Raw genomic sequence first — 20,467 nt, 5'->3', positions numbered from 1 at the left:
GTCCCGCCGCCGAGTTCGATCGCGTCGTCGTCGTCCTCGATGCGGACCGGGATGTCGCGCAGGCCGAACACGCGCTCGCAGGAGGCCTTCGCGTTCTCGTACTGGTCGATGATGTTCGACACCTCCGCGAGCGGGGCGACGAACTGCTGGGTGAGGAGGACGAAGGTGACGAACGTCCCGACCGTCAGCTCCGTCGTGAACGGGCCCGGCGGGCCGTTCGCGAGCCAGAAGCCGCCGACCGCGAAGGTGGCGGCGAAGGCGAGCCCGGCGAGCAGCTCCATCCCGGGCCGGTAGACGTAGTTGAGCCGGAGGATCGACATCGTGCGCTTGAAGTACGAGAACGAGGCGTCCTCGACGCGCTCGCTCTCGTGGGCCTCCGTGTTGGAGGTCTTGACCAGCTCGACGCCCGATAGCGCGTTTTCGAGGGCGGTGTTGAGGTCCCCGACGACCGAGCGCTGCGCGACGTAGCGGGGCTCGACCGCGCGCATGAACCAGAGCGTGAAGAGGAACATCAGCGGGATCGCGGCGAGGGTGACGATCGCGAGCTCGTAGTTGTAGTAGACGAGGACGGTCGCGATGCCCGCGAGCATGACGCCGAGGCGCGCGGAGTTCTGGAGGGCGTTGTCGAGGAACACCTCCAGGTTCGAGGCGTCGTTGTTGAGGACGGACATGACCTCGCCGGTCTGTTTGTCGTCGAAGAAGGTCATGTCGAGCCGCTGCATCTGGTCGAAGGAGTCGGTGCGGACCGCGTGCATCACGCGGTGGGCGAAGTTGTTCGCGGCGATGCCGTAGACGTACGTGAACACGCCGGTCACGATGAACGACCCGAAAATGAGCAGCACGGAGAGGCGGAACTGCGCGCCCGCCTCCGTGGGGAGCCACGCGTCGGGGACGACCGGGAGCGTGTACGGTCCCGTGCCGGTGAAGACGGCGTCGATAGCGACGCCGAGGACGACCGGCGGGATCAGCCCCGCGACGCGGGCGACGACGTTGGCGGCCATCCCGACGACGAGCCAGTGGGCCTCCGACGCCCCGTACTCGCGGAACAGCCGCCCCAGGGGTCGGTCGACCCGGTCGCGGTACACTTCGAAGGCGTTGCGCTCGTCGGCAGCCATGGGCGTACGAGCGCCGGAAGCCCCATGTATCCGGCGGCTTCGGCGGCCCGTTCCGGGTTCCGCCAGTCTTGGTTCTGGAAACACTTCTTATTTATAAATAACCGACCGGGTGCGGTGGCGCGTGCCTCCGAGTGGCCGCCGAAGGCGGCCGCGAGGAGCACGCGCGAGGGACGCCGCGAGCGCTTTTAAGCGCGAGCGGCGAGGCTGGGGAGGTGGGAGGTGCTGTGCGGAGCGGTGTGGGGCGGGACTCAAAGGGGCAGTCGCGAGGCGACCGTAGGCGACGTAAGCACCGGAACGAGGGAGCGAACGGAGTGAGCGACCGAGTGAGGAGCGCAGCGAGCGTACGGTCGCCTCGCGACTGGGGCTTTGGCGGTGTTCGTCGCGGGATCGCCGACCGTAATTTATAATCGAGCTGGGGCTTTGGCGGTGTTCGACGGCGATCCGCAATGGGCCATTTATAAATGAGCGTCCGGAGGTCTGACAGCGACCACCGCAGCAAGATTGAATGCGTATCGTCGCCGGTCCGTTTAATAAGCGCCGCTCGAACCCATCTACGTGGACGAACTCGTCGTGAGTACGGAGGTGTACGCCGACCCGGAGGAGGTGTACGCGTTCCTGCTCGATTTCCCGCAGTACGCGAACTACTCCGAGTACCTCCGAGAGGTCCGAACCGTCACCGGCGACGGCGGCCCCGGGACCAAGTACGCGCTCACGTTCGCGTGGTGGAAGATCTCCTACACCGCTCGATCGGAGGTGACCGGCGTCGAGCCGCCCGAGCGGATCGACTGGGAGATCACGAAGGACATCGACGCCGGCGGCTGTTGGCGCGTGACGCCGCCCGAACGCGTCGAGAGCGACGGGGATTCCGCCGAGACGGACGCCACCCCGAGCGACGACGCCCCTTGCGAGGTCGCGCTCGAAGTCGAGTTCGACCCCGGGTCGGCCAGTTCGGACGCGCTCAATCTCCCGCGGCTGGTCTCGTTCGACTGGGTGTTGAAGAAGGCGATCCCGCTGATCAGAGACGAGGCCGAGCGCGTGGTCGAGCGCGCGGTCCAGGACTTAGAGGGGTCGACGCGGGACGTCGACCTCGACGTGTACGTGGACTCCGACCGGATCTGACGCCCCGCGGGGCGGTTCGCCGCTCCCGTGCCCGAGTCGAAGGCCTTAATATATCCAGCGGGGAACGAACGGATGCGTTCGAGGGCTCGTAGATCAGTGGTAGATCATCCCCCTGGCACGGGGAAGGCCCGGGGTTCAAATCCCCGCGAGTCCATTCCTTCGCTCACTTCGTTCGCTCAGTCATTCCCTCGCGTGGTCCCGTTCGCTGACGCTCACGGGACCCCCGCGAGTCCATAATTTTGCGTCGCGAGCAACGTCGCGAGCGGCGCAAATCTATACCGAGCGGGGATTTGAACCCTACCAGTCGCGCGCAGCGAGCGAAGCGAGCGAGCACGTCTGGTTTTGGTTCAAAATCCCCGCGAGTCCATTCCTTCGCTCACATCGTTCGCTCAGTCATTCCCTCGCGTGGTCCCACTCGCTCGCTGCGCTCGCTCGCGGGACCCCCGCGAGTCCATGATTTTGCGCCGCGAGCAACGTCGCGAGCGGCGCACATCTGTACCGAGTGGAGATTTGAACCCTATTCCACTCGCGCGCAGTCCGAAGTCGTCGAGCGGCTCGCCGCGAAGCGAGCGCTCGATCTCGGTGTCGGACGGAGCGTGTCGCAGGCGGACTGAATATCTCCTTTTTATCGTGCGTTCACACGAGCGCAACGAGCCGAGGTCGAATTAGACCACCTTCTCCGCACGTGTGACTTCGTCCTCAGACCGTTATTTCACTCATACGAGTTCGAATACTGTCACACACTCTCGCTTATTATAGACAGTTTCTCATCAGCATCACAAGATCTGCTGGATCAACGTTATTGGGTGATTCGCGCGCAACGGTTGAGACGGGTCGACACGTCCCACAACACGTTCGGCCCTGGTTCGAGCATTACCCTCGAAGTCAAGATCGAGGTGCGCACGACAGTTGCACTGTTAGTGCGTACTCTCGTCACGCAGCTGTAAAAGCAGCTGCTCGATGGTATAGGTTCGTGTGGGCAGATGACGACCACACGCCCCACAACACGCGTTTTGCGTTACTCGCTTCCCGTATTTCAGACGTATATCGGCGGCTTAGAGCCAGCTGACCTTCTCTCGCGCTCGGCGCTGCGCCGCCGGGCTTAGGTCCCGTTGTAGTGTTCGAGGAACGTCTCTAGGTCCTCCCAGCCGCCCCAGTCGAGAACGAGCAGCGGGTCGACCTCCGCATCCGCGAGCGTACTCGCCCACGTTCGGCAGAGGTCGTGCGTACTGCGGAATTCCCAGCCGATGTCGTCCTCCTCCTCGGCGAGCTGCTCGTGGGCATCTTGGAGCCAGCGTCGGAGCGACCACGTTCCCGACGACTTGACCCCCAACCGGGTCGAGCGCGTCGGCGAGGTGGTCGTCGACCGGACTGAGAAGGGCCGCATGTGAGCGCGTCAGCGATGCTCGTCGATCCAGCGGCACCACGCGTGAAAGTCGTCGGCACCGCACTGGTCGGCGATGTTTCGGAGCGTGTCGCCGCTGATCCCGTGGCCGATCGGGACCGTACCGTTCCGTGTCTCACCCGTCTTCGGGTGGATGTATCGCAGTTTGAGATGGCTCCCGGTTCGGCCGACGGGAGTGTAGTTCGTGTTCGTCGGCACGGAGCCGATCTCCCGACCGGTGAATCGCTGCCGGACCACGATTACGCCGTCTCGTCAGCGTCGTCGAACCACGGAGCGTCGGGCACGCCCGCCTCGTCCGGCACCTCGTCGGGATCGAGGCTCAGCTCCTCCAGGTCATCGTCGGTGACCGGCTCGCCGGCCTCGCCGGTGTGTAGGGCTACCGCCTCGTCGAGCATCTCCAGCGACTCCTCACGAGTATCGCCGCACGAGGCGACGCCGAGGTCCTCGTCGATCGCGGACCAACCGCCCTCATCTTCTTCGATCAGGCGGATCTCTCGGCCAGTGCTTATGGCTGGTAGTAGTCGTCACCGTGGAATAAGCGTTCTGTCGCTCCGAGACGCCGCCGAAGTGAGGCTGAACCGCGAGACACTTCACCGGGAGCTCAGGTTTCGGTTCCCGGCACCTGTTCCGCGACCGCTTTCCCGCACGAACGCTAAAGTGAAATAGCGACACACGACCAGCCGACCGTGCTGACCGACGCCGAGGAACGACTCGTCGAGGACGTCTTGGAGGTGGGCGAGGTCATCGAACGAGACACGTTCGAGTTCATGATCGAGGAGGGCCTCCCCGCGGAAGAACTCCGAATTCTCGGCAGCGACGGCAGCGCCGAAACGGCCATCGAGAGCCTCGAATCGAGGGGACTCGTCACCACCGAGCGGGTTGAGGAGACGGTGCGCGACAGCAGCTCACCGGAGGAATCGATTCTCATCCCCGGAACGGATTTCGAACGCGTCGAGCGCCGGTACGTCTACTTTACCGACGAACTCGAAGCGCGGTACCGGGAGTAGCTCGCCGCCCGATCCCTACTCCGGCCACGGCTCCCGTTCCCGCCGGTCCGTCTCGCGCGAAAGCTCCGGCGGCACCTCCTCCAGCAGCACCGGCGCCAGCGACGCGCCGACGTGCCACGCGACGACCTCCTCGTCTAACTCCTCCAGCCGCACGTCCTCCTGCCCGTAGTACTCGCCGTCGACCGTACAGGAGCCGCCGCCGTCGGCGAAGCAGACGTCGCCGCGCTCGTCGTAGGTGATCTGGACGTGCGCCTCGCGCGCGCTGTCGACGAACTCCCACGCGAACCGGTCGCTCCCGGCGAGGTCGTCGCGCCCTGCGAAGTAGTCGAGCGCGGCAGCGACCTCGTCCTCGACGGGGCCCGTGACCGCGCCGTCGTCGGCGCGCAGGTGGACCTTCACCGGCTGGTGCGTCGCGAGCGTGCTCGTCGCGCTCATCAGGCCGGCGGGCTCCTCGCCGTGTTCGAGCCCCTGGACGTGGCCGAGCTCGTGGATGATCGTCGCGTTCATCTCCGCGTCGGAGAGCCGGGGGTCGACGGTCGCGGTCATCGGCGTCCGCGGCTCGTCGACGAGGAGGTCCGCGCAGCCGAAGTACCGCGTCTCGTTGGTCTCCTCCACGCCGCACCGCTCCACGCGGTCGAACCGGAGGACGACGTCGGCGCCGTCCGCGCCGTCCGCGTCGTCGACGCGCTCGTACTCGACCGGGTAGCCGAGGTAGCGCTCGTCGGTGCGCTCCCAGTAGCCCGTCGCGGCCGCGACCACGGCCGAGACGTTCCGGTCGACCGCCTCGTCGTCGACGTAGAGGTCGAGCGTCGTCTTCCCGTACGGGCTCGGGTGTACCACCGAGACGGTCCGCTCGCGCGTCCGGTTCGCGGTCGTCACGACGACCGGGTAGTCGCCGCCGTCGAGCCGCACGTCCGCGAACGTGACGGACGCTTCCGCCTCCGCGCCGCCGTCGAGCGCGACCGTCCGGTTCGCGCTCGCGCCGGTCCCGTACCGGATCCGGACCGTCTGGTTCCCCGCCAGGTCGCCGACGTTGGTCACGGTCGCCGTGACGGAGAGGTCCCCGCCGTACGCCACGCTCTCGGGGGCCTCGATCTCGGAGACCGCGAACGCCGCCGGCCGCGCCTCCTCGACGACGACGGTGCGAGTCGCGCTCGCCTCCCCGACGCTCACCCTGATCTCGTGTTCGCCCGGGTCGAGCGCCGCGGCGTCGACGGCGGCCGTCACCGTCATCGTCCCGTTCGCGGGGACCGACCGGTTCTCCGAGAGCAGCGTCGCGTCGCCGACGCGGACCGTCACCCGAACCGGGTCGAGCGTCGCGTTCGCGCTCCACGACCCTTCGCCCGCGGCGTCGTCGGCGTCGTCCGCGAGGCCCTCCCACCGCGCGGTCGCCTCGACCGTCGCCCGCTCGTCGTGGCCGAGCGACTCCGGCGCGTCGACGGACTCGATCGACGGGGACGGCGCCCCGAGAGGACCGGCCATCTCTCCACCGAGCCCGCCACAGCCGGCGAGCGCGACGAGCAGGACGACGGCGGCGACGGCGCTTGCGTTGCGCATCGGTTACCGGGGGCTCGGAGACGGAGACATATAACCTTCGTTTCAACCAGCGATTAGGTGTGGCGTCGCGGAGCCCGACCCACCCTCGCCTCGTCGCTTTCAGCCCGGATCGACTCGGCGCCGACCGCGGAGACCGGTGGCCGCCGCCGAACGACACTGGCTTGTCGACCGGTCGCCAACGGATCGTGTGACGCTCCGACGCGACGTTCTCGCGACGGTCGACGCCGACCGCGGCTCGTTTCGGACACGCCTCTCGACGCTCGTCGAGGAACACGGCCTCGACGGGGAGCTGGTTCCGCCCCGGTCGGCGGACCCGGACGACCGCGCGGAGCGCGAGGCGATGCTGGTTGACCGCGTCCGGGCGCTCGATGACCTCCCGCTCGGTCTCACCCTCACCGGCCCGGCGTTCCGCGACACGCCGATCGTCTACGTCAACCGCTGGTTCCGCGACTGGACCGGGTACGCGATGGAGGACCTCCGCGGGCGGAATCCCCGTCTGTTCCAGGCGCCGGACCCGGACGCCGAGGTCCGCGCCGACTTCCGCGACGCCCGCGCCGACTTCCGGGAGGCCCTGTCGACGTGGTCGCGAGTCACGGTCGAGATCCGCAACCGCCGCTCGGACGGAACCCCGTTCACCGCCCTCGTTTCGCTGCGACCGCTGTTCGGTGACGCGGGGACGGTCACGCACTGGATCGCCGCGCAGGAGCCGAAGTCGACCGAGACGCGAGAAGCCGGCGGGAACGCCCCGGAGTGACGCGTCCCCCGAACCAAGCGGCGGACGCCGAACCGGCACTCACCGCAGCGTCGACGTCGGGACGACCGACGGGAGCACGCCGCCGCCGGTCGCGTCCTCCACGACCGCCTCGGCGACGTGTTCGCCGCTGAGCAGGCACATCGGCATCCCGATTCCCGGGTTGGTGTACGCGCCGACGTAGTAGAGACCGTCGACGCCGGGCGCGCGGTGCGCCGGGCGGAGCGGCCCGGTCTGTTCGAGCGTGTGCGACAGCGCCAGCGCGGTTCCGCGCGGCGCGTTGAACCGCTTTCGGAAGTCTGAGACGCAGGCGGTCTCCTCGAAGACGATCCGGTCGCGGAAGTCGACGCCCGCGTGCTCCGCGAGGTCGTCGAACACCAGGTCGCGAAACCGCTCGCGGGTCTCCGGGTCGTCCTCCAGCCCCGCCGCGAGCGGGACGAGCAGGAAGACCGCCTCGTGGCCGTCGGGCGCCGCCTCGGGGTCCGTCTTCGAGGGGACGTGGACGTAGTACGCGGGGTCGTCGGGCCACGCCGGGTCGTCGAAGATGGCGTCGAAGTGGGGACGCCAGTCGGTCGGGAACACGAGCGTGTGGTGGTCCAGGTCCACGTCGCCCTCGACGCCGAGGTACGCGAGGTACGCCGAGGGCGCGTACGTCCGCGACTCCCAGTACGACTCGCGGTCGACGGTCCCGGCGGGCAGGAGGTCGCGCTCGACGTGCGGCGGGGGCGCGTTCGCGACCACGCGATCGAAGCGGTCGCTCCGCGCCGTGGCGGCCGCGCCGCCGTCCCCCCCGCGCCGTTCCGTCTCGACGGTGAACTTCGGGACGGACGCGGCGACCGACGGCTCGACCGCGGTCACCGGCTCGCTCGTTCGGATCGAGACGCCGAGCTCGCGGGCGAGGTCGGCCATCGCGTCGACGACGCTCGCGATCCCCCCGACAGGGTGGTAGACGCCGAGGTTCATGTCGACGTGGCTCATCAGCGTGTAGATCGCGGGCGTGTTGTACGGCGACCCGCCGAGGAAGACGAGCTTGTACTCCGCGATCTGACGCAGCTTCTCGCTGTCGAAGTAGTCGCCGACGTAGTCGTCCATCTCGCGGAGCTTCGGGAGCGCCCGGCCCGAGCGGAGCACGTCGGCGTCGACCATGTCGCGCAGCCGCGACCGGCTCGGGTAGACGAACCGGTCCATCCCCAGCTCGTACGCCTCCGCGGCGTCCGCGAGGTACTCGTCGAGCACCTCGCCCGCACCCGACTCGTACGACTCGAACAGCGCCTTCTGTCCCGCGCGGTCGGCCGGCATCGACGCGCGGTCGCCGTCCTTCCAGACCACCTCGTACAGCGGGTCCAACTCGATCAGGTCGTAGTAGTCGTCGGTCGACCGTCCGAAGTGCTCGAAGAACCGGTCGAACACCTCCGGCATGAGGTACCACGAGGGCCCGGTGTCGATCCGGAACCCGTCGCGCTCGATCCGCCCGGCGTACCCGCCGGGGTGGTCGTTGCGCTCGAACAGCGTCACGTCCGCCCCCGCGTCGGCGAGGTAGCTGGCCGCGGAGAGCCCGCCGAAGCCGGCGCCGACGACCGCGATCGACTCCCCGGCCAGCGGTTCCGCGGCGTCCGACAGGCCCGCGTCCGGTTGGGGTGACATCACTTCCGCCTACGCGTCCGGGAACGTTTACCCTGCGGTCATACCATGTTAGGGGCGTCGCCGTCGCTCGGTTCTCCCGCACCCGTCAGGCGTCGTCTCGCACCCGTCAGGCGTCACCCCCGACGTCGTCCCCTTGGAGCCGTCGGGCGCCGAGGGCGAACAGCCCGAGCCCGATCAGGTAGAGCCGCCACCCGCCGTTGGCGACGGGGAACCGTCGTTCGACCGGCTCGTCGACGTCGAGGTCGGGGTCGCGCGGCTGGACCGGGTTGCTGACGTGGACCGACTCGCTGGTGCCGCCCGCGCCCGCGTCGACCGTCCGCGTCCCCGTCTCCGGGTCGACGCGTACGTCGACGAACGTCTGAACGAACCCGTCGGCCGTCGAGTAGAACGCCTCGCCGCCCAGGTGGAAGAACCGGTCTCGAACGGGCCAAAACGCGTTCACGCCGTCGAGGTGCGTCCAGTCGAGCGCGACGTGCGCGAAGACGTGGACGAAGACGGCGACCCACGCGACCGCGATCCACCGGCCGGAGAGCCGGTCGCGGAGCAGCGACCGCTCCCGGACGCGCGTGTCGTAGTACAGCCCCAGCGCCGCGACCGCGGGCAGCACGAAGTTGTGGCCGACCGTGCGATGCGCGCCGGGCATGATCGCGCCGAGGAAACTGTCCGCCTCCGGGAGCACGAGGACGACGAGCAGGACCGCGAGCGCGCGCCGGTCGTAGTACGCCCCGAGCAGCCCGGCCGCCAGCAGCAGGGCGAACCCGGCGTGGACGACCGTCGAGGGCATTCAGCGGAACCCCCCGCCGTCGGTCGCCGCGTCTCCCCCGCGACCCCGGAACCGGACCGCGAGCGTCGCGGCCGCGGCGGCGACGACGACCAGCTGCCAGCCGTTCTCCACGAAGTCGAACCGCCGGTCTGCGCCCGGGTCGATCCCGGGACGCCCGTCGGGGTTGATCCACGAGGCGACCGGCTCCGCGGTCGCGGCGTCGACGCTCTCGAGCGGCAACAGGCCGGGGCCGTCGGCGCCGAGCGCGACGAAGGTCTGGACGACCCCCTCCTGCGTCGAGTAGGCGAGTCGGCCCCGGACGGCGTAGCGCGCCTCCTCGAACGGGTACAGCAGGACCGCGCCCTCTCCGGCGAACAGCGCCGAACCGATCCCCGCGACGACGAGCGACGCGAGCGCGACCCACGCGACCCGAACGGCGCGCCGGCCGCCGCGCGCTCGGAGCGCCGACTCCGCGCGGTGCGTCGTGTCCCAGTACAGCAGCCCGCCGGCGAAAAGCGGCGCCCAGACGGCGTGGAAGAGCGCGTTCGTCGCCCCCGGCACGACGAGGCTCGCGGCCGCGTCGAGGCCCGGGAGGAGCGCGGCCGCGACGACGACCGCGACCGACCGTCGGTCGAACGCGTCCCCGAGCAGCGCGGCCGCGAGCAGCGCGCCCACGGCCGCGCTCACGAGCGGCGGTGCCATACCATCGCTGACGCTCGGAGGCGAATAAGCGCACCGGGCGGGCCGGTGTCGATCGGGTGCTCCCGGACGGATCGAGGGCGGCCGAGGAGTCAGTCTCCGCTCGGCTCGCCGTCGACCGTCACGCGCTCGCTCTCGCCCGCGGGGCCGTCACGCGTCGGTCCGTCGAGCAGGGCGACCGCCATCCGGCGGGCGGCGTACGCGGCCGCATTCGCGAGGTGACAGGCGACGAGAACTGCGGCGACGCCGAGCGGGACCGCCGCCAGCGCCTCCGGCAGCGTCTCGATCGCCCACGTCGCGGGCTCGCCGTTGACCTCGCCGAATCGGACCGTGACGGGATACCGGGCCGGCGCGGTCAGCAGGGGAACCCCCCTCGCGAGCAGGATCAGCGGGATGAGGCCGAACAGGGCGATCCAGAACTTCGACAGGAGGAATCCGAGCCCCCGCCACGTCGAGGCGGCGTCCACGTACTTCCGCGCGCCGGCGACCGCGCCGTCGGCCTCGGCGAGGTCGTCCGGCGTCGCGAGGTCGGTCCCGAGCAGCGCGTCGGCGAGCCAGCGCTCGAAGGCCGCGAGCAGCCGAGCGGCGACGAGCGTCGCGAGCAGGACCACGAGCCCGACCAGCACCGGCGAGAGCATGATGCCGAAAACGACCCCGAAGCTGAACACGCCGGAGTGGACGAAGGCGATCGGCATCGCGACCAGCAGGTACAGCAGGTGGCGATACGTGCGGCCGTCGGCGACGACGCCGACGACCGGGAGGGAGGCGAGCGGTCGGAGGGAGACCATACCGTAACAGGTTCTTCGTCCGACAAAAATCGGTCGCTCTCCCGGCGACTCAGCGTAATTCAAGGTGGAGCCTCCGACCTCAGAGAGTGAGCGTAGCGAGCGAGTAGGTCGGAGAGGAAACCGACACAGTACTACACCAACTATGCTCGGTGACTGGCCGACTCCCCACCGAGCCGTTACTAATATAAAACTATAGACCTACATCTGAAGTACGGATGGAGGTACGTCGCACCGTTCCCGTCAAACTCGACGTGGCCGACAGCGACGCTGACCTCCTCCACGAAACCATCTCCGAGTTCCTGTGGGCTGCCAACTACGTCGTCGACCACGCGTGGGAAGGCGAATACAAGACCACGAGCAAAGCTGAACTCCAACGCGAAACCTACGACGACGTGCGGGCCGAGACGCGACTCCAAGCGAACCTCGTCCAAAACGCTCGCAACAAGGCCGCCGACGCCGTCCAGAGCGTCGTCGCTCGGTGGAAGCAAGGTGACTACGCGGGGAAGCCGAACTTCTCCGCACCGACGCTCGTCTACGACAAGCGATGTGCGACGTTCAACGACGACCACGCGACGCTCTCGACCGTCGAAGGGCGCATCACCGCGGAGTACGTCCTCCCCGATGAGAGCCGCGAGACGCCCCACTCGGAGTATCTGTTCAACGACGACTACGAAGTGACAGGCGGGGAACTCCACTACCGCGACGGCGAGTTCTACCTTCACGTCCGCACAAAGGCGGACGTGGAGTTCGAGACTGCCGACGACGGCAACGACGGGCACAGCACAGTCCTCGGCGTTGACCTCGGCATCGAAAACGTCGCCGTCACCTCCACAGGGACATTCTGGAACGGGTCGGAGTTGAATCACTGGCACCGCGAGTTCGAGAAGCGGCGCGGATCACTCCATCAGTGTGGCACGCGGGCCGCCCACGAAACCATCCAATCGGTCGGACGTACTGAGACAGGCCGCTACGACCACTTCTTACACACCGTCTCGAAAGAACTCGTCGCGGAAGCCGTCGAGTATGGCTGCGACGTGATCGCGTTCGAAAACCTGACAGGGATTCGTGAGCGGATGCCTCGTGCCAAGAAGTTCCACGAATGGGCGTTCCGCCGTCTGTTCGAGTACCTCAAGTACAAAGCTGAGACCGTCGGTATCTCGGTCGAAGAAGTGAGTCCTGCCTACACCTCTCAACGGTGTTCAAAGTGTGGATTCACCCATGAGGACAACCGCCCGACATCGGACGGACAGGACGTATTCGAGTGCCTGAAGTGCGGGTACTCACCTCACGCGGACTACAACGCGGCGAAGAACATCGGTCTGAAGCATCTCCGCGCGGCGCAAACGTCGTCGGGCGGAGGCGCACCCGTAAACGTGCGCTTGAATCGCGGGACGTTGAACGTGAACGGCGAGTATTCGCCTGCCGCCGACGGCGGCCAGAACGGAAGTCCACGCGAAAGCCCCACCCTCAACGAAGCGAACGGCGAAGCCGTGAGCGAGTAGGGTGGGGTAGTTTACCCGAGGAAGAAGTCGATCGCGTTCCCGGACGACTGGCCCTTGTACAGCTCGGAGTAGCCGCACTCCGCACAGGAGACCACCACGAACCGTCGGTTCTGGACGTCGAACATCTTGGTGAGTCCGGTACCGCTGGTGGCGATCTCGTCGGTCTCCGTCTCGGTGCCGCCGCACTTCGGGCAGCCGTCGTCGTCCCCGGTCGCTAGCGAATCGGGGTCAACGCGGTCGTCGCCCGCGTCGTCCCACTCTCCACTCGGTTCGTTGCCGAAGACGGAGTACTCCGTCTCGCTGTCGTCGGAGGGTATCGTCGGCGACTCGTCCTCCTCGCGATTGAGCGTTACGGTCGGAGGGGGTCGGCGCCCCGTCCGTGCCAAACGTATATGATCGCCGACCGCCTCGATCGACCATGACGCGAGTCGCCGTGATCGCCGGCGTCGGTCCAACGATCGGGACCGCCGTCGCGCGGCGCTTTCACGATGACGGGTTCGCTGTCGCGCTGCTGGCGCGCACCGAGGAGCGCGTGCGGACGCTCGCCGATGATCTCGGGGACGGCGCCGTCGCTATCCCGACGGACGTGACCGATGAGGCGGCGGTCCGCTCGGCCGTCGAGCGCGTTCGCGACCAGCTCGGTCCGGTCGAGGTCCTCGTGTTGAACGCGGCGGCCGGCGGCGGCAACCCCGTCGACGACGCGAGCGCAGACCGGCTCCGAGAGCTGTTCGACGTGCGCGTCGCCGGATCGATGGCGTGCGTCCGCGCGGCGCTGCCGGACCTCCGCGAGACCGAGGGGACGGTGTTGTTCAGCGGGACGACGTACGCGGAGCCGCCGGTCACGGCACAGGTCGAGTGGGGCGCGGTCGCGCCAGCCGCGCGGGGGCTCGCGGTCTCGCTGGACGCGGCCCTCGACGACGTGTCGGTGACGTACGTCCGGATCGGCTCCGCCGTCCGGCCTGACGACGGACCGACGGCGATCGCCGCGAGCGAGGTCGCCGCGGAGTACCGCCGCCTCGTCGGCCGCCCCGGGGTCTCCACGCGGGAACTCGACCTCCGAAAGCGCTGAGCGCGCGTTACTCGTCCGCCGGGCCGCCAACGCCGTCGATCTCGTCCACCAGCTCGTCGGCGAAGCCGGTGTAACCGGCGGGCGTCAGCGTCTTCAGTTCCTCGCGAACACCGTCGTCGACGTCGAGCTCGTCGAACAGCTCGCGGAAGTCGTCGAGCGTCACCGACCGCCCGCGAGAGAGTTCCTTCACGCGCTCGTACGCCTCGGTGTCGCCCTCGCGCCGCAGGACCGTCTGGACCGCCTCGCCGATCACCTCGGGCGTCGCGTCCAGCTCCTCGCGCATGACCGTCTCGTTCGGGACGACCTTCCCGAGCCCGTCCGCGGCCTTCGAGTAGCCGATGAGGCAGTGCGCCAGGGCGGCGCCGACGTTGCGCTTGACAGTGGAGTCGGAGAGGTCGCGCTGGAGCCGGGAGGTCGTCACGTAGTCGGCGAGGAAGGTGAGGTCGGAGTTCGCCTTCGAGAGGTTCCCCTCGCTGTTCTCGAAGTCGATCGGGTTCACCTTGTGTGGCATCGTCGACGACCCCGTCTCGCCCTCGACGGCCTCCTGGCCGAGGTAACGGTCGGAGACGTACAGCCACGCGTCCAGGTCCAGATCGAGGAGGACGTTGTTGACGCCCCGGAGCGCGTCGAACAGCGCCGCGAGGTCGTCGCAGGGGTTCACCTGCGTCGCGAGCGCGGTGTGTTCCAACTCCAGGCCGCGCACGAACGACTCGGAGAAGCCCCGCCAGTCGACGTCGGGGTAGGCGGCGCGGTGCGCCGCGAAGGTGCCCGAGGCGCCGGCGAGCTTCCCGGAGAGGTCCTCGTTCGCGACGACGACCCGCCCGAGCGCGCGGCCGAGCCGCGCGGCGTACACCGCCATCTCCTTGCCGAAGGTGGTCGGCGTCGCGGGCTGGCCGTGCGTGCGCGCCAGCATCGGCGTGTCGCGGTGGTCCTGTGCCAGCTCGACCAGCGCGTCGCGCACCTCGCGGACCGCGGGGACGATCACCTCGCTCACCGCGGGCTTGACGAGGAGTCGGTGCGCGAGGTTGTTCACGTCCTCGCTCGTGAGCCCGAAGTGGATCCACGGGTACAGCGACTCGGCGTCGTCGAGCGGCGCGTCGGACGCCTCGCCCGCATCGCTTTCGCCCGCTCCGCTTTCGCCCGCTCCGCTTTCACCCTCCTCGGCGACCTCGGCCAGCCGGACGCGGAGGAAGTACTCGACCGCCTTCACGTCGTGGTTGGTCGCGTCGTACCCCGCGGCGCCCTCGGTCTCCAGCGCCTTGATCAGCCGCGCGTCCTCGGCGTCGAACTCCTCGTATATCCGCCGGAGCGCCGCCTCGGTCGCCTCGTCGAAGCCGATCGGGATCGCGTCGAGCCCGCCCAGCGCGAGCAGGTACTCGACCTCGACGCGGGTCCGCGCGCGCATCAGCGCGGCCTCGCTGGCGTACGGGGACAGCGGCGCCGTCCGGCCGGCGTAGCGGCCGTCGAGCGGCGAGACGGCCGCGAGCGGGTCCGAGCGGGACAGGCCGGCGATGGCGTCCGCCGTCGGTCCGGAGCCGTCCGCGGTCGGTTCGGGGTCGTCGGTCATGTCCGCGACTGCCCCCGGCGCCAGCAAAAGCGTGTCGATGGGGCGTCGCACGGACGTGGATCCGTATCCGCCTCGTGGCGCGCCGATCGCCCGTTACGATCCGTGAACGTGGACATATATGCGGCGCGGACCGCAATCGATATACCCGATCGGTCGGAGGTCCACGTATGAAGATCGCGGGACTCGCGAGCAACCGAGGACGGAACCTCAGACACATCGCCGACGCCGCGCCCGGCGGGGCGGAGCTGTCGGTCGTCCTGACGAACCGCGAGCAGGCGCCGGTGCTGGGGGCCGCGACGGAGCGCCGGATCCCGACCGAGGTCGTCGAGCGCGACGAGGGCGAGTCGCGCGAGTCGCACGAGCGCCGCATCGTCGAGCGCCTCTCGGACTACGACGTCGACCTCGTCTGCCTGGACGGCTACATGCGCGTGCTCACCGACGCGTTCCTCGACGCCGTCCCGACGACGCTGAACGTCCACCCCTCGCTGCTCCCGTCGTTCCCGGGCACCGACGCCCACGAACAGGTGCTGGAGGCGGGCGTCCGGACCACCGGCTGTACGGTCCACGTCGTCACCGAGGAGGTCGACGCCGGTCCGGTCGTCACCCAGGAGCCGATCCCGGTGTACGAGGACGACGACGCCGACTCGCTGAAGGCGCGCGTCCTCCGCGAGGCCGAGTTCACGGCGTACCCGCGGGCGGTCCGCTGGTTCGCCGAGGACCGCGTGACCGTCGAGCGCGACGCCGACGGGAGTCCGGAGCGCGTCGCGGTCGAGGGCGACGTGGGCGGCGACTTCCCGGAGCGGCGGTTCGTCTCCGAGGAGCGCACAGACACGCTGCGGTACGGCGAGAACCCGCACCAGGACGCCGCCTTATACGTCGACGACGGCTGCGAGGAGGCGAGCGTCGTCGACGCCGCCCAACTGAACCCCGGCGCGAAGGGGATGGGGTACAACAACTACAACGACGCCGACGCCGCCCTCGACCTGGTCAAGGAGTTCGACGAGCCCGCGGCCGCGGTGATCAAGCACACGAACCCCGCGGGCTGCGCCGTCGGCTCGGACCTCGCGGACGCGTACGACCGCGCGCTGCGCACGGACGCGAAGTCCGCCTTCGGCGGTATCGTCGCCCTGAACCGCGAGTGCGACGCCGACACCGCCACCGCGGTCGCCGACTCGTTCAAGGAGGTCGTCGTCGCGCCCGGCTACACCGACAGCGCGCTCGACGTGCTCACGGAGAAGAAGAACCTCCGCGTGCTCGACGTGGGCCCGCTCGGCGAGGGCGAGGACCGGTTCTCCGAGCGGTTCACCGAGAAGCCCATCGTCGGCGGCCGCCTCGTCCAGGAGCGCGACCGACAGTCGCCGACCGCCGACGACCTGGAGGTCGTCACCGAGCGCGAGCCCACCGACGAGCAGGTCGAGACGATGCTGTTCGCCTGGAAGACGCTGAAACACGTGAAGTCGAACGGCATCCTCTTCGCGACCGGCACCGAGACGGTCGGCGTCGGGATGGGGCAGGTGTCCCGCGTCGACGCCGTGACGCTGGCGGCGATGAAGGCGGAGAAAGACGCCGAGGGGAAGTCCGCCGAGGGCGCCGTGATGGCCTCGGACGCGTTCTTCCCGTTCCCGGACGCGGTCGAGGAGGCGGCCGACGCCGGCATCGAGGCGGTAATTCAGCCCGGCGGCTCCGTCAACGACGAGGACGTGATCGCCGCGGCCGACGAGCGCGACATGGCGATGGCGTTCACCGGGTCGCGGTGCTTCCGACACGATTAGGCGTCACCCATCCCAGTCGCTCGGGACGTACTGCTCGAACTCGGGGTCGGCCGAGCGGGCGAGCGGCCGGAACGCCCGCTCCCCGTCGACCCGGAACCCCTCGATCCGCGACTGTCCGGGACCGGTGAGGTAGCCGACGTAGGACATGGCGAGCGCGTACGCCGCGTCGTGTCGGGCGGGGTTGACCGGGATGACGGCGTACTCGTTCCGGAGGAGCGGCGGCGGGTGGTCGATTCCGAAGTCGACGTGCCGGCTGAGGGCGCCGTCGCCGCCCACGGCGAGAAAGGTGCCGCGGTCGACGAGGGTGTAGGCGCCCGACCGTTGAGCGGTCGTCAGCGTGTCGCCCATTCCCTGACCGGTTTCGAGGTACCACTCGCCGCCGGGATCGACGCCAGCCTCGTCCCAGATCCGGCGCTCGCGGATGTGGGTTCCCGACCGATCGCCCCGCGACAGGAACGTCGCCTCCGCGTCGGCGATCGATTCGAACGCCGACACGGGACCCGCTCCGGCGACGCCCGCGGGGTCGTCGGGCGGCCCGACGACCAGGAAGTCGTTGACCATCACCCGGCGTCGGTTGATCCCGTGCCCCTCCCTGAGGAACTCGTCCTCCAGCGGGCGGGCGTGGACGAGCACGACGTCGCAGTCGCCGTCCCGGGCGGTGCGGAGCGAGGCGCCCGTCCCGCGCACGACCGACTCCACCTCCGCGCCGAACCGGTCGGCGTACCCCCGGTTCAGGACGGGGAGCAGCCCGCTGTCGTACGCCGTCGTGGCGGTGGCGAGCGTCAGCGACCCGAGGTCGGACGGGCGCTCCTCGGTCCAATTCGTACAGCCGGCCAGCGAGGCGGCACCGCCGAGGCCGAGCGCCCGCACGTACTGTCGACGGCGCATGCGATGTAGCCGAAATTGGACACACTTTCCTATGAATTAACCGGTAGCTGTTTCGGCGCTGGAACGCCGCTCGTCGTGGGGCGGCGCCGCGTCCGACTCGCGTATCGGCCGCCTGAAACGATAACCCCACGCGGACCGCCGGATCGACGGCGCTTTTTTCTCGCGCCGTCGTTGCTCCGACGAGAGACGACCGTGGCGCAGTTCGGCAACTCGGTACGGCTGCTCGGGGACCGGGAGTTCGCGGCGCTCGCCGGGACCGCGTTCGCCCGTAGTCAGGCGTACTCGACGATCCTCATTGCGCTCGCGCTGTACGCGGACCTGTTCGGCACCACCGGGTTCGTCGAGGGCCTGTTCGGCACCGCCTTCGCGATCGTCCAGCTGGTCATCGTCCTGCCGCTGGGCCGGAAGGTGGACACCGGGAACGCGAAGCGGTGGCTGCTCGGCGGCTTCCTGATCAACGTCGCCGTCTTCGTCGGCTTCGCGCTGGTCGACAGCTCGGTTCACATCATCCTCGTGCGGATGGTCCAGGGGCTCGGCGCGAGCGTCCTCTGGATCACGGGCGCGACGGTGATCGGAGAGATCAGCCCGGACGACGAGCAGGGGCGGTGGCTGGGCTCGTACAACCAGTTCGCCTCCTTCTCCTCGCTCGCCGGTGACCTCGTCGGCGGCTACCTCCTGTACGCCTACGGGTTCTCGGAGACGTACCTCGTGTTGACCCTCGTCACGCTCGCCGCGTTCGCGCTCGTCTTCGCCTTCCTCCGCGACAACCCCGGCGGCCGGAAGGACCCCGAGGACGCGGGCGGGATCGAGACGTTCCGGTCGCTGCTGGGCCTCCCGATGTTGCGCGCGCTCGTCTTCTTCCGGTTCACGTTCAGCGTGGGGAAGATGGCGGTGATCATCTTCCTCCCCATCTACGCGCGGACGACGTTCGGCATCTCCGCGTTCGCCATCGGCTGGATCATGGCGGGCGGGAAGCTGACGAAGGCGCTGACGCAGGGGTTCGTCGGCGACCTCACCGACCGCTACGAGCGCACGTACCTGTTCGTCGCGGTCGGCGCGCTCCTGTACGGCGTCGGCACCGCGATCATCCCGCTCGCGGCGTACTTCGAGGGGACGCTCGCGCCCGTCACCGTCTCATATCTCGGCGACTCCCAGACGCTCGGTGGGGCCTTCTTCGCGCTGTTCGGCGCCTACTCGCTCCTCGGGGTCGCCGACTCGATCCGGCTGCCGGCGAGCATGTCGCTGTTCGTCAGCGAGGGCGAGGCGTACGACTCCGTCGCCAGCGCGATGAGCCTGCGCTCCGTCTCGTGGAAGGTCGGGCAGGTCGTCGGGCCCGTGCTGGTCGGCACCACGATGGACTGGACGACCACCGAGACGGGGTTCCTGCTCGCGGCCGCGTTCATCGCGTTCGCGACCACGGGCTTCGCGTGGCAGGCGCGCTCGGCCCACCGCGCGGACCGGGACCCGGGCGGGGCCGTCCCGAGCGACGACTGACGCCGCCCGCGGCGCGACCGCGACGCCCGCCTACAGCGTGTAGTCGTGCTCGCCCGTCTCGGACTCCAAGAACGCCGTGAGCAGGTCGATCGTCGCCTCGACGTCGCCGCCGTCGGCTGTCTCGGTGACGGTGTGGAGGTACCGCGTCGGGATCGAGATGGCGCCGACGGGCTTCGCCCCCGCCGTGTTCTGGAACCCGGCGGTGTCGGTGCCGCCCGCGGGCAACACCTCGTGCTGGTGGTCGATCTCTTCCTCCTCGGCGACCTCAGTCAGCCGGCCGTGGACCTTCGGACTGGTGATCACCGAGGAGTCCTTCAGCTTCACCGCCGTCCCCTCGCCGAGTTCGGTGACGGCGTCGGCCGGGTCGCCGATCTGCGGCACGTCGTTGGCGACGGTGACGTCGAGGGCGACGGCGAGGTCGGGGTCGACGTCGACGCCGAGCGCCTGCGCGCCGCGGAGGCCGACCTCCTCCTGGACCGTCGCCGCGAAGTGGATCGTCACGTCGGGGTCGTCGATCCGGCGGGCGGCCTCCAGCATGGCGAACAGGCAGATCCGGTCGTCGAGCGCCTTCCCGGTGACGCGGTCGCCCATCCGCGTCGTGGTCTGGTCGAGGGTGACGAGGTCGCCGACGCTCACCAGCTCCTCGACCGCCTCGGCGTCGCGGCCGAGGTCGATGAACACGTCCTTCACCTCGTCGTCCTTCTCCTGCTGTTCCTCCGTGAGCGTGTGCGGCGGGACGGAGCCGATGACGCCCGTCAGGTCCTCGTCGCCGTGGACGGTGACGCGCTGCGCGCGCAACACCCGGGCGTCGAAGCCGCCGAGCGGGTCGACCTGGACGAACCCCTCGTCGGTGACGTGGCGGACCATGAACCCGATCTCGTCCATGTGGGCCGCGACGGCGACGGAGTAGTCCGAGTCGCCCTCGATCGTGCCGACGACGTTCCCCATCGCGTCGCTCCGGACCCGGTCGACGCTGTCGGCGAACTCGCGGCGGACGATCTCGCGGACGTCGTCCTCGTAGCCGGGGACGCCGCGCGCCTCGGTCAGCTCTCGGAGCAGGTCGAAGTCGAAGTCGAACTCGCGTGGCATACCACCGAGTGACCGTGCCAGCGACAAAGGTCCGCAGGATCCGGCACGACCGTCGGCCTTCGCCGAACCGCGAGCGGTCCGGTATTTAAATAGCCGTGAACGGGGACAGGAATCACTTATAAACCTCGGCGGTGGCGCGTGCCTCCGAGCGCCCACCGGACGCGAGGAGCACGCGCGAGGGAGTCGGGCGCTCCGAGGGCGACCGAAGGGAGCCCGAAGGACGCGCCCGACGAGGCTG

20 protein-coding genes and 1 tRNA gene are annotated in these 20,467 nt (G+C 69.2%); 8 read left to right on the top strand and 13 right to left on the bottom strand.

Going from position 1 to position 20,467, the window contains the following annotated elements:
- On the bottom strand, positions 1-1,115 hold a 1,115-nt coding region (locus tag C470_RS04660; protein ID WP_008365618.1), incomplete at its 3' end, for an ABC transporter ATP-binding protein.
- A gap of 555 nt (positions 1,116-1,670) precedes the next feature.
- Here C470_RS04660 and C470_RS04655 point away from each other — a divergent pair.
- Together C470_RS04655 and C470_RS04650 are read left to right on the top strand one after the other, a co-directional pair.
- Entirely contained in the window at positions 1,671-2,234 is a 564-nt protein-coding gene (locus tag C470_RS04655; protein ID WP_004598329.1) for an SRPBCC family protein, read from the top strand.
- 82 nt (positions 2,235-2,316) lie between these two features.
- Positions 2,317-2,388 (top strand) — tRNA-Ala (locus C470_RS04650).
- Positions 2,389-3,336: 948 nt separating this feature from the next.
- Here the strand turns inward: C470_RS04650 and C470_RS04645 are convergent.
- Genes C470_RS04645 through C470_RS16500 form a run of 3 tightly spaced genes read right to left on the bottom strand, consistent with a single transcriptional unit; the run spans position 3,337 to position 4,124 of the window.
- On the bottom strand, positions 3,337-3,621 hold the full coding sequence (locus tag C470_RS04645) for an integrase (protein ID WP_008365614.1): 285 nt from the start codon (positions 3,619-3,621) through the stop codon (positions 3,337-3,339).
- 9 nt (positions 3,622-3,630) lie between these two features.
- Entirely contained in the window at positions 3,631-3,876 is a 246-nt protein-coding gene (locus tag C470_RS04640; protein ID WP_008365612.1) for a hypothetical protein, read from the bottom strand.
- Between the two features lie 2 nt (positions 3,877-3,878).
- Positions 3,879-4,124: a type II toxin-antitoxin system HicB family antitoxin gene (locus C470_RS16500; protein ID WP_449271929.1), complete on the bottom strand. Its 246-nt coding sequence runs from the start codon at positions 4,122-4,124 to the stop codon at positions 3,879-3,881.
- 201 nt (positions 4,125-4,325) lie between these two features.
- On the opposite strand from C470_RS16500, the gene C470_RS04630 reads away from it, so the two are divergent.
- A complete protein-coding gene (locus C470_RS04630; protein ID WP_004598326.1) occupies positions 4,326-4,646 on the top strand; it encodes a hypothetical protein in 321 nt (106 codons plus the stop codon).
- 15 nt (positions 4,647-4,661) lie between these two features.
- Here C470_RS04630 and C470_RS04625 read toward each other — a convergent pair whose 3' ends face one another.
- On the bottom strand, positions 4,662-6,203 hold the full coding sequence (locus C470_RS04625) for an Ig-like domain-containing protein (RefSeq protein WP_008365609.1): 1,542 nt from the start codon (positions 6,201-6,203) through the stop codon (positions 4,662-4,664).
- 187 nt (positions 6,204-6,390) lie between these two features.
- On the opposite strand from C470_RS04625, the gene C470_RS04620 reads away from it, so the two are divergent.
- Positions 6,391-6,957 carry a PAS domain-containing protein gene (locus tag C470_RS04620; RefSeq protein ID WP_007994163.1) on the top strand — a complete coding sequence of 189 codons (567 nt, stop codon included), beginning with the start codon at positions 6,391-6,393 and terminating at the stop codon, positions 6,955-6,957.
- Between the two features lie 39 nt (positions 6,958-6,996).
- On the opposite strand, the gene C470_RS04615 is transcribed toward C470_RS04620, so the two are convergent.
- The 4 genes from C470_RS04615 to C470_RS04600 form a co-directional block, all read right to left on the bottom strand.
- Positions 6,997-8,598 (bottom strand): phytoene desaturase family protein, encoded by a 1,602-nt coding sequence (locus C470_RS04615; protein WP_008365607.1) that lies wholly within the window; start codon positions 8,596-8,598, stop codon positions 6,997-6,999.
- A gap of 106 nt (positions 8,599-8,704) precedes the next feature.
- Positions 8,705-9,382 (bottom strand): metal-dependent hydrolase, encoded by a 678-nt coding sequence (locus tag C470_RS04610; RefSeq protein ID WP_008365606.1) that lies wholly within the window; start codon positions 9,380-9,382, stop codon positions 8,705-8,707.
- Complete coding sequence (locus C470_RS04605) at positions 9,383-10,063, bottom strand: hypothetical protein (protein ID WP_008365604.1); 681 nt, start codon at positions 10,061-10,063, stop codon at positions 9,383-9,385.
- A gap of 89 nt (positions 10,064-10,152) precedes the next feature.
- Complete coding sequence (locus C470_RS04600; RefSeq protein ID WP_008365601.1) at positions 10,153-10,848, bottom strand: sensor domain-containing protein; 696 nt, start codon at positions 10,846-10,848, stop codon at positions 10,153-10,155.
- Positions 10,849-11,063: 215 nt separating this feature from the next.
- On the opposite strand from C470_RS04600, the gene C470_RS04595 reads away from it, so the two are divergent.
- A complete protein-coding gene (locus tag C470_RS04595; RefSeq protein ID WP_004598319.1) occupies positions 11,064-12,350 on the top strand; it encodes an RNA-guided endonuclease InsQ/TnpB family protein in 1,287 nt (428 codons plus the stop codon).
- A gap of 11 nt (positions 12,351-12,361) precedes the next feature.
- Here C470_RS04595 and C470_RS04590 read toward each other — a convergent pair whose 3' ends face one another.
- On the bottom strand, positions 12,362-12,667 hold the full coding sequence (locus tag C470_RS04590; RefSeq protein WP_049908596.1) for a zinc ribbon domain-containing protein: 306 nt from the start codon (positions 12,665-12,667) through the stop codon (positions 12,362-12,364).
- Positions 12,668-12,768: 101 nt separating this feature from the next.
- Here C470_RS04590 and C470_RS04585 point away from each other — a divergent pair, with 101 nt between their 5' ends.
- Complete coding sequence (locus tag C470_RS04585) at positions 12,769-13,419, top strand: SDR family oxidoreductase (protein ID WP_008365597.1); 651 nt, start codon at positions 12,769-12,771, stop codon at positions 13,417-13,419.
- Positions 13,420-13,426: 7 nt separating this feature from the next.
- Here C470_RS04585 and purB read toward each other — a convergent pair whose 3' ends face one another.
- Complete coding sequence (gene purB, locus C470_RS04580; protein ID WP_008365595.1) at positions 13,427-14,986, bottom strand: adenylosuccinate lyase; 1,560 nt, start codon at positions 14,984-14,986, stop codon at positions 13,427-13,429.
- Positions 14,987-15,153: 167 nt separating this feature from the next.
- On the opposite strand from purB, the gene purH reads away from it, so the two are divergent.
- Positions 15,154-16,758, top strand: coding sequence for a bifunctional phosphoribosylaminoimidazolecarboxamide formyltransferase/IMP cyclohydrolase (purH, locus tag C470_RS04575; protein WP_004598316.1), 1,605 nt, complete (start codon positions 15,154-15,156; stop codon positions 16,756-16,758).
- A 3-nt stretch (positions 16,759-16,761) separates the two neighbouring features.
- Here the strand turns inward: purH and C470_RS04570 are convergent, their stop codons facing one another.
- A complete protein-coding gene (locus C470_RS04570) occupies positions 16,762-17,646 on the bottom strand; it encodes a substrate-binding domain-containing protein (RefSeq protein WP_008365593.1) in 885 nt (294 codons plus the stop codon).
- A gap of 192 nt (positions 17,647-17,838) precedes the next feature.
- On the opposite strand from C470_RS04570, the gene C470_RS04565 reads away from it, so the two are divergent.
- A complete protein-coding gene (locus C470_RS04565) occupies positions 17,839-19,140 on the top strand; it encodes an MFS transporter (protein ID WP_008365591.1) in 1,302 nt (433 codons plus the stop codon).
- A gap of 30 nt (positions 19,141-19,170) precedes the next feature.
- On the opposite strand, the gene C470_RS04560 is transcribed toward C470_RS04565, so the two are convergent.
- The gene (locus tag C470_RS04560) at positions 19,171-20,229 is read right to left on the bottom strand and encodes a M42 family metallopeptidase (protein ID WP_008365589.1); all 1,059 of its coding nucleotides are present in this window, start codon (positions 20,227-20,229) and stop codon (positions 19,171-19,173) included.
- Positions 20,230-20,467 lie beyond the last annotated feature (238 nt).

This window comes from Halorubrum distributum JCM 13561, assembly GCF_000337395.1.
GTDB classification, from domain to species: Archaea; Halobacteriota; Halobacteria; order Halobacteriales; family Haloferacaceae; genus Halorubrum; species Halorubrum distributum.
Note: the sequence above shows the minus strand (reverse complement) of the source record. Positions and strands in the feature narration are given on the sequence as shown.

What these genes read in the sequence shown, in the direction of transcription:
- C470_RS04605 (WP_008365604.1), bottom strand. Translation starts at nt 10,063, where the DNA reads ATGGCACCGCCGCTCGTGAGCGCGGCCGTGGGCGCGCTGCTCGCGGCC.
- C470_RS04560 (WP_008365589.1), bottom strand. Translation starts at nt 20,229, where the DNA reads ATGCCACGCGAGTTCGACTTCGACTTCGACCTGCTCCGAGAGCTGACC.
- C470_RS04615 (WP_008365607.1), bottom strand. Translation starts at nt 8,598, where the DNA reads ATGTCACCCCAACCGGACGCGGGCCTGTCGGACGCCGCGGAACCGCTG.
- C470_RS04645 (WP_008365614.1), bottom strand. Translation starts at nt 3,621, where the DNA reads ATGCGGCCCTTCTCAGTCCGGTCGACGACCACCTCGCCGACGCGCTCG.
- C470_RS04600 (WP_008365601.1), bottom strand. Translation starts at nt 10,848, where the DNA reads ATGGTCTCCCTCCGACCGCTCGCCTCCCTCCCGGTCGTCGGCGTCGTC.
- C470_RS04585 (WP_008365597.1), top strand. Translation starts at nt 12,769, where the DNA reads ATGACGCGAGTCGCCGTGATCGCCGGCGTCGGTCCAACGATCGGGACC.
- C470_RS04570 (WP_008365593.1), bottom strand. Translation starts at nt 17,646, where the DNA reads ATGCGCCGTCGACAGTACGTGCGGGCGCTCGGCCTCGGCGGTGCCGCC.
- purB (WP_008365595.1), bottom strand. Translation starts at nt 14,986, where the DNA reads ATGACCGACGACCCCGAACCGACCGCGGACGGCTCCGGACCGACGGCG.
- C470_RS04610 (WP_008365606.1), bottom strand. Translation starts at nt 9,382, where the DNA reads ATGCCCTCGACGGTCGTCCACGCCGGGTTCGCCCTGCTGCTGGCGGCC.
- purH (WP_004598316.1), top strand. Translation starts at nt 15,154, where the DNA reads ATGAAGATCGCGGGACTCGCGAGCAACCGAGGACGGAACCTCAGACAC.
- C470_RS04625 (WP_008365609.1), bottom strand. Translation starts at nt 6,203, where the DNA reads ATGCGCAACGCAAGCGCCGTCGCCGCCGTCGTCCTGCTCGTCGCGCTC.
- C470_RS04595 (WP_004598319.1), top strand. Translation starts at nt 11,064, where the DNA reads ATGGAGGTACGTCGCACCGTTCCCGTCAAACTCGACGTGGCCGACAGC.